Annotated in this window: 13 protein-coding genes; 9 read left to right on the top strand and 4 right to left on the bottom strand. The window is 60.9% G+C overall.

Annotated features, from left to right (window positions below; translation table 11 throughout):
* Positions 1-112 precede the first annotated feature (112 nt).
* The 7 genes from VRB54_RS10920 (at position 113) to VRB54_RS10890 (ending at position 6,085) form a co-directional block, all read left to right on the top strand.
* Positions 113-1,108 carry a FecR family protein gene (locus tag VRB54_RS10920; protein ID WP_338480825.1) on the top strand — a complete coding sequence of 332 codons (996 nt, stop codon included), beginning with the start codon at positions 113-115 and terminating at the stop codon, positions 1,106-1,108.
* 319 nt (positions 1,109-1,427) lie between these two features.
* Entirely contained in the window at positions 1,428-1,883 is a 456-nt protein-coding gene (locus tag VRB54_RS10915; protein ID WP_338480823.1) for a hypothetical protein, read from the top strand.
* Positions 1,880-2,446 (top strand): adhesin, encoded by a 567-nt coding sequence (locus tag VRB54_RS10910; protein WP_338480821.1) that lies wholly within the window; start codon positions 1,880-1,882, stop codon positions 2,444-2,446. The genes VRB54_RS10915 and VRB54_RS10910 overlap by 4 nt, the downstream gene beginning before the upstream one ends.
* Positions 2,447-2,513: 67 nt before the next feature.
* Positions 2,514-3,197 carry a heme utilization protein gene (locus VRB54_RS10905; RefSeq protein ID WP_338480819.1) on the top strand — a complete coding sequence of 228 codons (684 nt, stop codon included), beginning with the start codon at positions 2,514-2,516 and terminating at the stop codon, positions 3,195-3,197.
* A 61-nt stretch (positions 3,198-3,258) separates the two neighbouring features.
* Positions 3,259-3,936 (top strand): C39 family peptidase, encoded by a 678-nt coding sequence (locus tag VRB54_RS10900; protein ID WP_422396085.1) that lies wholly within the window; start codon positions 3,259-3,261, stop codon positions 3,934-3,936.
* Positions 3,937-3,973: 37 nt separating this feature from the next.
* Positions 3,974-4,723 (top strand): hypothetical protein, encoded by a 750-nt coding sequence (locus VRB54_RS10895; RefSeq protein ID WP_338480817.1) that lies wholly within the window; start codon positions 3,974-3,976, stop codon positions 4,721-4,723.
* A gap of 51 nt (positions 4,724-4,774) precedes the next feature.
* Positions 4,775-6,085 (top strand): hypothetical protein, encoded by a 1,311-nt coding sequence (locus VRB54_RS10890; RefSeq protein WP_338480816.1) that lies wholly within the window; start codon positions 4,775-4,777, stop codon positions 6,083-6,085.
* A gap of 260 nt (positions 6,086-6,345) precedes the next feature.
* Here the strand turns inward: VRB54_RS10890 and VRB54_RS10885 are convergent, their stop codons facing one another.
* Positions 6,346-7,671 carry a sigma-54 dependent transcriptional regulator gene (locus VRB54_RS10885; protein ID WP_338480814.1) on the bottom strand — a complete coding sequence of 442 codons (1,326 nt, stop codon included), beginning with the start codon at positions 7,669-7,671 and terminating at the stop codon, positions 6,346-6,348.
* A gap of 277 nt (positions 7,672-7,948) precedes the next feature.
* On the opposite strand from VRB54_RS10885, the gene VRB54_RS10880 reads away from it, so the two are divergent.
* Complete coding sequence (locus VRB54_RS10880) at positions 7,949-8,209, top strand: hypothetical protein (protein WP_209981562.1); 261 nt, start codon at positions 7,949-7,951, stop codon at positions 8,207-8,209.
* A 58-nt stretch (positions 8,210-8,267) separates the two neighbouring features.
* On the opposite strand, the gene VRB54_RS10875 is transcribed toward VRB54_RS10880, so the two are convergent.
* From VRB54_RS10875 to gnd, 3 genes are read right to left on the bottom strand one after another with little or no spacing between them, the layout of a single operon-like run.
* Positions 8,268-9,101, bottom strand: a complete 834-nt coding sequence (locus VRB54_RS10875; protein WP_338480812.1) for a Cof-type HAD-IIB family hydrolase — start codon at positions 9,099-9,101, stop codon at positions 8,268-8,270.
* Positions 9,098-10,621: a glucose-6-phosphate dehydrogenase gene (gene zwf / locus VRB54_RS10870; RefSeq protein WP_338480810.1), complete on the bottom strand. Its 1,524-nt coding sequence runs from the start codon at positions 10,619-10,621 to the stop codon at positions 9,098-9,100. The genes VRB54_RS10875 and zwf overlap by 4 nt, the downstream gene beginning before the upstream one ends.
* Complete coding sequence (gene gnd, locus VRB54_RS10865) at positions 10,618-11,601, bottom strand: phosphogluconate dehydrogenase (NAD(+)-dependent, decarboxylating) (RefSeq protein WP_209981556.1); 984 nt, start codon at positions 11,599-11,601, stop codon at positions 10,618-10,620. Before gnd ends, zwf begins: the two co-directional genes overlap by 4 nt.
* A gap of 268 nt (positions 11,602-11,869) precedes the next feature.
* Here gnd and VRB54_RS10860 point away from each other — a divergent pair, with 268 nt between their 5' ends.
* Positions 11,870-12,046 (top strand): DUF6026 family protein, encoded by a 177-nt coding sequence (locus VRB54_RS10860; RefSeq protein ID WP_338480808.1) that lies wholly within the window; start codon positions 11,870-11,872, stop codon positions 12,044-12,046.
* The last annotated feature ends 75 nt before the right edge of the window (positions 12,047-12,121 follow it).

Genomic DNA, 12,121 nt, shown 5'->3' with positions numbered 1-12,121 from the left:
GATTTTTAGGTGCGCGCCAACGAGAATAAGTTCCAATTGATGTGCATTCGCCATGATGCTGTTCTCGCGGTCCGCTCGGGGAGGTTAGAATGTGCGAAATCAGGATGAGTCAATGAGCGAAAATTCCGTTTCAGAAGCAGAATATGACGCCATCACCGACGCCGCGGCGAATTGGTGCATGCGCTTGCATGCGGCCGACTGCACCGGCGCCGAGCGCCAGGCTTTCCAGCGCTGGCATGACGCTCATCCGCTGCACGCCTTTGAATACGCGGCCATGCTGGAGATTTGGGACGTTGCCGAGCATCTGCCCCGCCCTGAAACCCCGCCTGTCGTAGTGCCGTTCAAACCGCGCAGCCGGCTGCGCACCTATGCGGTCGCCGCTGCGATTTGCCTGGTAGCCTTGCCGCTGGCAGCGTTCACCGGTTGGGAAGCCGGCTGGCTGCCCAACGCCTATGAACGCTTCGATGCAAGCAATGGCACACGTGTGGTCACCCTGGGTGATGGCAGCCACGTGGAAATGAACCTGGGCACGCAACTGGTCTACGCCAACTATAAAGACCAGCGTCGACTGACCTTGAACAGGGGCGAGGCGTTTTTCAAGGTCAGCCATGACAGCGCCCACCCGTTTATCGTGTGGGCCGGCGACGGCCGTGTGCGCGTGACGGGCACTCAGTTCAACGTATGGAAGTATGAGGACCAGGTACGGGTGATGTTGCTCGAAGGCTCGGTGCAGATTTCCAGCGACACGGTGCACGGCAGCGTGCCGCTGACCTCTGGAATGCAGGCCAGCTATCGGCATGGCGATGCAACACCCAGGGTCCGCGCGATCAACCCCGCTGACTCGGCGCTGGCCTGGCGCCAGGGCAAGCTGGTACTCGACAACCTGGCCCTGGCCGATGCGCTGCCCTTGATCAACCGCTACCTGAGCAAGCCGGTAATGCTGGCCGACACGCCCACCGGGGCGATTCGCATCGGCGGCATCTACAACATCAATGAGGTCAACAACCTCATCCCTTCCCTGCCCAAGGTGCTGCCGGTCTACCTGACCCAGAACCAGGACGGCAATCCCGTACTTAACTCCATCCCGCGTAAAGCACCCAAGGGCTGAGCCTTTTTGCCAGCCGTTGCGGGCCCGCCTGGGCCTGAGGTGTCCATTTTTGAAACACTTCCCTGCCTGCAATCGCCCGTCTTGAGCGCAGTCATGGTTTTGCCCTTGGCAGTGTTTCATTCTTGAGACAGCTCACAGGCGGTACTGGCTCTGCGTCATCACCCCAACGCTGTCTCATGCCTGAAACAGCATGGCCATCATTTTGCCCACAATAAACTCTAAGCTTTTGAATATAAACATTAAATAAAAAGCGGCACGCCTTCTGCTCTACGTCTGTCAGCGCTGTTTAGGGTCAGCGCGACGACTAAGGACTGCCACCGTGGACACACACAATCCTGGCTCACTGAGCCTCCTGCTGATCGGCTGCGCACTGAGTGCCGTCGTGAGCCTGCCAGTACTGGCGGCGAATGATGGAGTGATCGTGATCGAGCGTCAGGTGCAACCTTATGCCATTGGCCGTGCACGCGGCACCGACCCCTACCCCATTACCGCCAATGCCAACCCGACCGGGCAAATACGCGCCGTCACCAACGAGCTCAGCGACCACGACATCGCTGGCATCAGCAGCGGTTCGAGCGTTACCCGCAGCGTCATGCCCAATGGCGACCTGAACGGGTTGAACGCCATCGGGGCCGGTAACAGCCTGGGTGCCGCCAGCGCGACGGGCCAGGGCGGCGGCAGCGCTGGCATCTCGGGAACGGTCAACGGCGCGGTCTCACGCGGTCTCGCACCGCTGAACAACCTGGGCGGCATGATCGGCGGAGCGATCAAATGAATCATCTCTGGATGCTTCTCGCCGTGCTGGGCTGCTCGGCAGCCATGGCCGACACGACCGGCAACAACGCCAGCATCGATAACTCGGGCAAGCAGTACAACGGCGTGGTTTCGATCAACCAGGCTGCCGGCGACCAGCAACAGCTGAGCAACAACCTCGCCATCGCCGTGGGTCATAACGCCCAGGCCACGCTTTCCGTCACGCAAAAAATCAGCGGCGCCGCCGCCGACCGCTCCCTGAGTGCCAGCACCGCAATTCAGGGCAACGCTTTCAGCCATGGCAACGGTGCACTGAGCGTCAATCAGTCGGCCGGGGCCCAGAACCAGATGATCAATGCCGTGCGCGTCAGCCTGACCACTGGCCCGCAAAGCATCGACGACAGCGTCATGTCGCAACAGACCGTTGCGCTTGCAACAGACTCGGGATTGACCTCTACCACTGGCAGCCGCCAGGTCGTTACCAGCGACCAGGCCTTCACCGGCAGCCGTGGAGTGGTACAGGTCAACCAGAGCGCCGGGGTGGGGAACCGAGTGGCTAACACCCTGAACGTGCGACTCAACTGATGGAGCTGAGTCGCCTGATGGACCGTATCAACACTTAAACCACTAATTAGAAGCAAGGAGATACACCATGAAAACCACTACAGCCCTCAAACCACTGGCTTTCGCTCTCGCTGCCCTCATGGCTGTTGCAGCACAGGCAGGCGGTTACCACGCGCCTACCACCGCTGCCGCAACCACCGTTGACGGCCAGAACAACAAGGGCAACACCGTACTCAACGACAAAACCGAAAACAACGCGTCGACCACCGACTCCTACAACCACATCAGCGGCGTGGCCAACGGCAACGTGCTGAGCGGTGACAACAACCAGGGCAAGAACGACGTGGCCATCGTTTCCGGCGATGCTGACTTCGTGTTCGCCAGCACCGGCACCGCGCAATCCAACGGCGGCAACCTGGCAATCAACGGCGGCTCGCAAAACAATGCCTCGCTCAACAGCAGCGGCAACAACGCTTCCGGCGTGATTCAGTTGAACGCAGCCAGCGGCACCTCCAACCAGGGCAGCAACAGCGTTGCCATCGCCTCCGGCAATGGCGATAGCGGCGCAGCCGTTGTATCCGGCGTGCAGGATGTGTCGAGCAACCTGACCGTGAACCTGAGCAGCGGCCATGGCTGGGGCGCCAAATCGGTGGTTACCAACAACGCCAGCGTGAACAACTCGCTGAACTACAGCTCCGGCGTATCGAACTCCAACGTACTGTCGGGCAGCAACAACCAGGGTCAGAACAACGTAGCAATCACTCGCTTCTGATGCAGATCGGGCCTTGGCAACAAGGCCCCTTTCATTCCAGTGTCCAACAGGTCACCTGATCATGCGCCGTGTTGTCTTTCTCCTTCTGTTCACACTCACCGGCCCGACCTGGGCGGGGCAAATGGCGGTCGTCATGCCCAACGGTGCGGTGGTGTACAAAAAGGTCGAGAGCATCCGCGAGCGCAAGTTCGCCAACCTGGTGGAACAGAAAACCGATTTCAGCTGCGGCGCCGCCGCACTGGCCACCATCCTGCGCCAGGCCTATTGGATGGACGTGGATGAAGACCACATCATCAAGGGCATGCTGGTCAACGCCGACCAGGACCTGGTGCGCACCCAGGGCTTTTCGATGCTCGACATGAAGCGCTACCTGGAAAGCATCAACATGCGCGCCAAGGGCTATCGCATCGCCCCTGACGTATTGATCACCGTGAAGGTGCCGGTGGTGGTCCTGCTGGAAATTCGCGGCTACAAGCATTTTGTGGTGTTGCAGCGGGCCGACAAGGAGTGGGTGTACATCGGCGATCCGGTGCTGGGCAACAAGCGCTACGCCAGGGACGATTTCGTCAAGGGCTGGAATGGCATCGTGTTCGCCGTGATCGGTGAAGGCTATGACAAGACCAACGCCCTTCTCACCCCGCGCGTGCCGCTGACCGCCAGGAACCAGTTCAACGCGTTCAGCCCGGTACGTGACAGCGAATTGATGGAATTCGGTTTTATCCAGAGCGACTTCTTCTAGAAGCGCAATAAGGGGCAGGACGCTCCAGGAGCACACGATGAACACTTTCCGTTGGTTGACGGTCATCTGCCTGGCCGCCTCTGCACCGGTGCATGCGTCCTCCGCGTTCAAGCCGATAGAGCTTAAGGACGCGGAAATGGCCGACCTGCGCGGGCGTTACGTGATGCCGGGGCGCATCATCAGCTTTGGCATCGTCATGAGCAGCACCTGGACCAATGCCGCCGGCGCCACCGTGACCGGCAGCGCGGCCATGCAGGTCAGCGCGTCCACCGTCACCCCGCAATTTTATGTGCAGATATCCGGCAACGATGGCACGGGTGTAATCAAGCAACCAGAAGGTAGCGGCACAGTCGTCGGTGGCGCGGGCCTGGGTAGTGGCCAGGGCGTGGTGCAAAGCGTTCGCGCAGCCGGGGATGGCAACGCTGCCACCAACGGCGTGGACATCAATGTGAGCAAAAACGGCCTGGCCCCGGCCAACTACGCGCAGTCCGGACAGGCGCTGCTGGCTGGCCAGCCGATTACCGGTGGCACGGCCGCAGGCCAGGTGACGGTGAGCGCCAATAATGGCGGGTTGCAAATGGCCCTCCAGGCCAGCAACAACCAGGGCAATGTCGTGCAGCAGATCGGCGCCGGCAACGTGTTGCAAGGCACCGTCATTCAAGGCAACGGCAATGCGGTCAACAACCTGACCCAACTCAATGTGGTCATGGGCAACAACGGTTTCAACAACGTCACGCAGAACCTCAATCTGGATCAACTCAAGGGCCTTCGCCCCTCCGGTTATTGAACTACGCTGAGCCTTCGACACTTTCGCACCAAAAATGGGACGGCCTATTTCATGCATCGATCTGTATCGTTACGTGCCGTGGTTTGTTTGAGTACGCTCCTGCCCGCCTCCGTGCTTTATGCCGCACCGGACGCTGATATCGAAACGCTGAAACAGGAACTGCTGGAACTCAAGCAACGCTATGAAGTGCAGCAAAAAGCACTGGCCGTACTGGAACAACGTGTAAGGCAAGTAGAAGATCAACCCGCAACACCCGCCCCCAAACGCCTGGCTAAATCCCCTGCCGACTTCCAGAAAGGCGGCACCACCGTAGCCGGCCATACGCCGGGCGTGGGCGCGGCGGCGGCCTCCGGCGGCGCGGGCGGCGGCAGTTCCTACGGGCAAAACCTCAAGGACGACTCGGCCCCGGCGCAAAGTGTGAGCAACCTGTACAACGAAGCCAGTGGTTTTTTCGGCAACGGCAGGTTCAGTCTGGAAACCGGCATCACCTACGCGCGCTACGATGCACGCCAGTTGTCCCTCAACGGCTTTCTCGCGCTGGATTCGATCTTCCTCGGCAATATCAACCTGGACCGTATCAAGTCCGACAGCTGGACCCTGGACCTGACCGGGCGCTACAACCTGGACAACCGCTGGCAGTTCGACGTGAACGTGCCGGTGGTGTACCGCGAGTCCACTTATCAGTCAGGCGGTGCCGGCGGCAGCTCTACCGCCATGTCGGAAGGCTCGGTAACCCGCGACCCGACCATTGGCGACGTCAACGTCGGCGTCTCGTACAAGTTTCTCGACGAGAGCGCGCACCTGCCCGATGCGGTCGTGTCGGTGCGGGTCAAGGCCCCGACCGGGGCAGACCCGTACGGCATCAAGCTGATCCCGAAACCGGGCAACGACAACCTCGCCATCCCGGAGAGCCTGCCGACCGGCAACGGCGTGTGGTCGGTGACGCCGGGCATCTCGCTGGTCAAGACCTTCGACCCGGCGGTGCTGTTCGGTTCGCTGTCATACACCCACAACTTCGAGGACTCGTTCAGCGACATCAGCCCCAACGTCAACCAGAAAGTCCCCGGCAAGATCCAACTGGGCGACAGCTTCCAGTTTGGCGCGGGCGTTGCGTTCGCGCTGAACGAAAAGATGAGCATGTCGTTCTCGGTGTCCGACGTGATACAGCGCAAAAGCAAGGTCAAGCAGAGCGGACAGGATTGGCAGTCGGTGGTGTCCAGCGATGCCAACGCCGGCTATTTCAACGTGGGCATGACGATTGCGGCGTCGGACAACCTGACCATCGTGCCGAACCTCGCGATCGGCATGACGGACGATGCGCCGGACTTTACGTTCAGCCTGAAATTTCCGTATTACTTCTGATTGCCCAACGCGTCCTTGGGTGCGGGCTTTTGTGGTGAATGGGTTGTTGTGGCGAGCGGGCTTGCCCCGCGTTGGGGTGCGAAGCGCCCCCAATAAAGGAAGCGCGGTGTAACTGACACTGCGCAGCGCATGGTTTTGGGGCTACTTCGCACCCCAACGCGGGGCAAGCCCGCTCGCCACAAAAGCCCATTCACCATAACAACCCCTTCACCAGCGACAAGCCCGCAAGTCTCAGGGTTTGGCCTTGGAGTGAGCTCGTCCTAGCGAATCTGATGCTTGTGCAATAACCGGTAGAACGTGGGCCGGGAGATGCCCAGCACGCGGGCCGCGATGCTCAGGTTATCGCTGTGTCGGTTGAGCACGTCGCACAACGCCTGGCGTTCGGCGCGGTGCTTGTAGTCTTCCAGTGTGGCCATGGGTGGTGACACGGCCCGCTTGCCCAGCAAGCCCAGGTCGGTGGCCTCGATCTGGCGTCCTTCGGCCAGCACCAGCCCGCGGCGTACGCGGTTGGCCAGTTCACGCACGTTGCCCGGCCAGGGATGCTGCCCCATGGCAACCAGCGCGTCTTCGCTGAAGCTGCGCGGGCGGCGGCCGGTTTCCTGGCTGTAGAAGCGTGAAAAGTGGTTGGCCAGCATCGCGACGTCACCGTGCCGCTCGCGCAGGGGCGCGGTCACCACTTGCAGTACATTCAGGCGGTAATAAAGGTCTTCGCGAAAGGTGCCCTTGGCCACCGCCGCTTCGAGGTCGACGTGGGTCGCCGCCAATACCCGCACATCCACCGGGATCGGCTGACTGCCGCCGACGCGTTCGACCTGTTTTTCCTGGAGAAAGCGCAGCAGGTTCGCTTGCAGCTCCATCGGCAGGTCGCCGATCTCATCGAGAAACAGGGTGCCGCCATTCGCGGCTTCGATGCGGCCGATCTTGCGCTGATGGGCGCCGGTAAACGCCCCCTTTTCATGGCCGAACAGTTCGGACTGGATCAGGTGCTCGGGAATGGCACCGCAGTTGATCGCCACGAACGGCCTGGCATGGCGCTGGGATTGGCGGTGCAGGGTCTTGGCGACCAGCTCCTTGCCGGTGCCGCTGTCACCGCGAATCAGCACCGGTGACTCGGTGGGCGCCAACTTCGACAGCAACTTGCGCAGCTCGCGGATCGACCGGCTGTCACCGAGCAATTCGTGTTCGGGCCCGTCCACCGGCGTATTGCCCTTGCCGCGCAGGCGCGCCATGCCGAATGCGCGGCCGAGAATGATCTGAACCCGCGACACATCGAACGGCAGGGTATGGAAGTCGAAAAACCATTCACAGACGAAGTCACCGACGTTCTGCAGGCGCAGTACGTCCTGATCGAGCACGGCAATCCACTCGGTGCCACTGCGGCTGATCAGCTCCTTGACTGCCTCGGGGCGCTCCAGATGATACGGCTGCAAACGCAGCAAGCCGATATCACAGGAACGGTCCCCTACCGTTTCCAATGCACAGCTATCCACGTCCCAGCCAGCGGTGCGTAAACCGGGCAGCAGGCCGTGACAATCATCACAGGGGTCAACCACAAGCAAGCGTCGCGGGACAGGTGTAACAATCATGACTATTCCTTGGCGTCAAAATTGTTAAATTTATTTATAAACAAGGATTTGTGACGCCTGGCCGACACACTATCAATTTATTGACGAGCGCCATGTAACATTTCGCTATAAGTGCGGGCAAAAAGCCACCCTCTCCATCCGCAGATCAAGCGTTGAAAATTAATTGCGTCAGTATGTGACCCGTACCCGGGCATCGTGCATCAGTACAAGTAACCCACCGCACGGTCAGCCCAACCGCCGGTGCTGACTTGAATGGGCATACAGAGAGAAGACCCACATGAACGCCCCGCTCCGCATCAACGAAGCTCTTTTGATCGCAGACCGTGCCTTCCAGCCCTTTCAGTGCGTGGCCTGGCATGATGGCGTTGGCGCCCTCAGCCTGAGCGTCATCGACCGCACCAACACCCGCATCGGCAGCAAGCAGCTGTCGTCGAGCGCCTATACCGACCCTGCGCAACTGGAAGATCTGCTGTTGCAGGCACGCGCCGAACTCGACGAGCATGGCTATCAGTTGCAATCCTGGGCAATGCCCAAGTAAGGCGATGAACCTGACGGGCGATCACTGCGAACAGTGATCGCCCGTTTGAGTTGGGCCTTTAAGAACGTGCGTGCGGTGCGAGAATGAAGCGTTCGAACGCCTCTGCCGCGCCATCTTCCAGATTGCTGCCGGTGACGACAGTGGCCTGGTGCTTGACGGTTTCTTCGGCCTGGCCCATCGCAATCGACAACCCCGCCACATGAAACATCGCCGGATCATTGCCGCCGTCGCCGATGGCGGCGGTCTGCGCAAGCGGCACCCCAAGATGCGCCGCCAGGGTCTTCAAGGCCTCGCCCTTGTTGGCCAGCATCGCCGTCACATCCAGGTAGATCGGCTGCGAACGCGACACCTGAGCCAGGCCTTCCACCTTGGGATGCAACTGCGCTTCCAGCTCCACCAGCAACCGGGTGTTGTTGCTGGCCGCGACAATCTTGTCGACCCGATCCAGATACGGCTCGAAGCTCTCCACCACGATTGGGCCATAGCCCAGCCCTGCAGCCTCGCGCGGTTCCATAGGCCCCGGCGGATCACGTCGCAACCAGTCCCCGTCGGCGAACATCCAGACTTCCACGTCCGGCTCGGCCGAGAACAGCGCCAGGGCAATCAGCGCCGCCTCCGCCGGCAGATGGTGGGCAACCAGTATGCTGCCATCGGGGTTGATCAGGGTGCCACCGTTGAAGCCCGCCACCGGCACATCGATGCCGAAGGTCTCGATCAGGTGATGCATGGCCTTGGGCGGTCGCCCGCTGGCCAGGCTGAAAAACACCCCGGCCTCGCGCAATGCCCGCACCGCATCGGCGGTGCGCTGGCTGAGGCGGTGGTCCGGATGCAACAAGGTGCCGTCCACGTCACTCAGGATAAAACGGATGGGATGGATCGCTGCGTCACTCATCCGAGGCTGTGCCAGGTGCGACCGTCGCGCGCCAGCAATGCATCGGAGGCGGCCGGGCCGTCCTCGCCCGCCTTGTAGGCCTGGATCCCGTCGTCCTGCTGCCACGCATCAAGAAACGGCTGCACCGCTCGCCAGCCGTTTTCGATGTTGTCAGCCCGCTGGAACAACGTCTGGTCCCCGGTCATGCAGTCGTAGATCAGGGTTTCGTACCCGGTCGACGGCTGCATCTCGAAGAAGTCCTTGTAGGCAAAGCCCAGCTGGATGTTGGCCATGTCCAGGGTCGGCCCGGGCTTTTTCGCCAGCAGGTCGAACCACATGCCCTCGTTGGGCTGGATCTGGATTTTCAGGTAAGTGGGCTTGAGTTCGTCCACATCGGTGTCGCGAAACTGTGCGTAGGGCGCAGGCTTGAAGCAGATCACGATTTCGGTGTCACGCACGCTCATGCGCTTGCCGGTGCGCAGGTAAAACGGCACGCCGACCCAGCGCCAGTTGTCGATCATCACCTTGAGGGCGACAAACGTCTCGGTGCTGCTGTCGGGGGCCACGTTGGCTTCTTCGCGATAGCCGGGCAGTGACTTGCCGCCGATTTCGCCGGCGGTGTACTGCCCGCGCACCGAGTTGGCCCGCGCATCTTCAAGCGACCAGGGCCGCACGGCGCCGATCACCTTGGCCTTCTCACCCCGCACCGCGTCGGCACCGAAGGCCGCCGGCGGTTCCATGGCGACCATCGCCAGCAACTGGAACAGGTGATTAGGCACCATGTCGCGCAGGGTGCCGGTTTTCTCGAAGAAATTACCCCGGGTTTCCACGCCGACGGTTTCGGCGGCGGTGATTTGCACGTGGTCGATGTAATGGTTGTTCCAGAACGCCTCGAACAGTACGTTGGAGAAACGGCTGATCAGAATGTTCTGCACCGTCTCCTTGCCCAGGTAATGGTCGATGCGATAGATCTGCTTCTCGCTCATCACCTTGAGCAGGCACGCGTTCAGCGCTTCGGCGGTAGCCAGGTCGGAGCCGAACGGCTTCTCGATGACCACGCGGCGGAAGCTCTCGTCGGTTTCCGTCAACAAACCGGCACTGCCCAGGCGCTGCACCACTTCACTGAAGAAGCGCGGCGCGGTGGCCAGGTAGAACACCGCGTTGCCGGTGCCGCTTTCGGCGATCTTCTTGCCGATGTCGGCGTAGGTGCTGTCGTCGAGAAAGTCGCCCTCGACATAGCTGATGCCCTTGACCAACTGCGCCCACAACTCGGGGTCGAGGGCATGCTCGGCATTGCCCTTGACCTTGCTCGCGGCTTCGGTGCGAATGAAATCTTCGAGCTTCTTGGCGAAGTCGGCGTCGCTGATGGCGTTGTGATCGACGCCGACAATGCGCAGGCCATCGCCCAGCAAACCATCACGGCTGAGGTTGTAGAGCGCCGGCATCAGCAGGCGCTTGACCAGGTCGCCATGGGCGCCGAACAGGAACAGCGTGGTGGGCGGTGCGGGCTCGGCCTCTGGTTTCTTGCCGTTGGCGGTCATTTTTTGGAAGTCTCCACGTGACCGCCAAAGCCGAAGCGCATGGCAGAGAGCATTTTGTCACCGTAGGTGCTTTGCTGACGCGAACGGAAGCGTGCGAACAGCGAGGTGGATAGCACCGGAACCGGAACGGCCTGCTCCATGGCGGCTTCGATGGTCCAGCGGCCTTCGCCACTGTCGGCGACGGAACCGGAGTAACCGTCGAGTTTCGGGTCAGTGGCCAGCGCGTCGGCGGTCAGGTCCAGCAACCACGACGACACCACGCTGCCTCGGCGCCAGACTTCGGCGATGTCAGCCACATTGAGATCAAAGCGCTGATCCTGGGGCAGATTGTCCGAGTTCTTGGTCTTGAGGATGTCAAAGCCTTCAGCGAACGCCTGCATCATCCCGTACTCGATGCCGTTGTGAATCATCTTGACGAAATGCCCGGCGCCCGCAGGCCCGGCGTGGATGTAGCCGTGCTCGGCGCGCGGGTCGGCGCTGGCGGAACGGTCCCTGGTACGCGGGATGCTGCCAACGCCTGGGGCCAGGCTCTTGAAGATCGGGTCGAGGCGCTGCACGGTCTCGACGTCGCCGCCGATCATCATGCAGTAGCCGCGCTCCAGGCCCCAGACGCCGCCGGAGGTGCCGACGTCCACATAGTGCAGGCCCTTTTCTGCCAGGGCCTTGCCGCGGCGTACGTCGTCCTTGTAGTTGGTGTTGCCGCCGTCGATGATCACGTCACCGTCTTCCAGCAGCTCGCTCAACGCGTTGATAGTGTCTTCGGTCGGGTCGCCTGCCGGCAACATGACCCACACGGCGCGAGGCTTCTGCAGCCCGGCCACCAGGGCTTTCAAGTCGGCGACGCCGGTGGCGCCCTCCTCGCTCAAGCCTTTGACGAATGCTTCGTTACGGTCATAAACAACGGTGGTATGCCCATTGAGCATCAGGCGCCGCGCAATGTTACCGCCCATGCGGCCTAGTCCAATAATCCCCAGTTGCATGTGCTGATGCTCCTAACTGCTAAAAAATGTGTGACATAGTTTATAGCGCAATGAGGCTAATGAGGGTTAGTCCAGAGCGGATAGCGGGAGTTTCATGCTAAAAAAGTTGCCATCGTTTCACCATCACTGCAGCAAAAGTCACACGACCGTCAAAAATAAAAAAGTTCCCTTGGTGTGAAAAAGAATTCAGAATTGCTTCCGACTGATGCCGAGAACTCCAATTCTGCGTTCCGGCACCGCGATCTACCGGCTATTTGCGAGGCAAGCAATGAGCACAGCACAGATGACCCGTCCTCCACAGACTCTTTACGTCAGCATCCGTCGCGATGAATTGCGCCAGTTGAAGGACGAACGCGATCAACTGCAGCAGGAAGTCCTGCGTCTGCGCTCGCACCTGCAAGGCCAGCTCGAACAGACCTCAGGCGCCCGCCCCGCGCTCTGCTGATCCGCCCTGTAAGATAATGCTTACAGGTCGCTGACAAAGTTTTCACACTCTCTCCCCGATACTCCCCGCCCGAAG

The sequence above is a fragment of the Pseudomonas trivialis genome, assembly GCF_036864995.1.
Classification (GTDB): Bacteria; Pseudomonadota; Gammaproteobacteria; order Pseudomonadales; family Pseudomonadaceae; genus Aquipseudomonas; species Aquipseudomonas trivialis.
The sequence above is the reverse complement of the archived record's forward strand: the minus strand, read 5'-3'. Positions and strand labels throughout refer to the sequence as shown.

Excerpts from the sequence above, each read along its gene's own strand:
- VRB54_RS10895 (WP_338480817.1), top strand. The coding sequence starts at position 3,974 with ATGAACACTTTCCGTTGGTTGACGGTCATCTGCCTGGCCGCCTCTGCA.
- VRB54_RS10905 (WP_338480819.1), top strand. The coding sequence starts at position 2,514 with ATGAAAACCACTACAGCCCTCAAACCACTGGCTTTCGCTCTCGCTGCC.
- VRB54_RS10875 (WP_338480812.1), bottom strand. The coding sequence starts at position 9,101 with ATGAGTGACGCAGCGATCCATCCCATCCGTTTTATCCTGAGTGACGTG.
- VRB54_RS10890 (WP_338480816.1), top strand. The coding sequence starts at position 4,775 with ATGCATCGATCTGTATCGTTACGTGCCGTGGTTTGTTTGAGTACGCTC.
- VRB54_RS10920 (WP_338480825.1), top strand. The coding sequence starts at position 113 with ATGAGCGAAAATTCCGTTTCAGAAGCAGAATATGACGCCATCACCGAC.
- VRB54_RS10880 (WP_209981562.1), top strand. The coding sequence starts at position 7,949 with ATGAACGCCCCGCTCCGCATCAACGAAGCTCTTTTGATCGCAGACCGT.
- VRB54_RS10860 (WP_338480808.1), top strand. The coding sequence starts at position 11,870 with ATGAGCACAGCACAGATGACCCGTCCTCCACAGACTCTTTACGTCAGC.
- VRB54_RS10910 (WP_338480821.1), top strand. The coding sequence starts at position 1,880 with ATGAATCATCTCTGGATGCTTCTCGCCGTGCTGGGCTGCTCGGCAGCC.
- zwf (WP_338480810.1), bottom strand. The coding sequence starts at position 10,621 with ATGACCGCCAACGGCAAGAAACCAGAGGCCGAGCCCGCACCGCCCACC.
- gnd (WP_209981556.1), bottom strand. The coding sequence starts at position 11,601 with ATGCAACTGGGGATTATTGGACTAGGCCGCATGGGCGGTAACATTGCG.
- VRB54_RS10885 (WP_338480814.1), bottom strand. The coding sequence starts at position 7,671 with ATGATTGTTACACCTGTCCCGCGACGCTTGCTTGTGGTTGACCCCTGT.
- VRB54_RS10900 (WP_422396085.1), top strand. The coding sequence starts at position 3,259 with ATGCGCCGTGTTGTCTTTCTCCTTCTGTTCACACTCACCGGCCCGACC.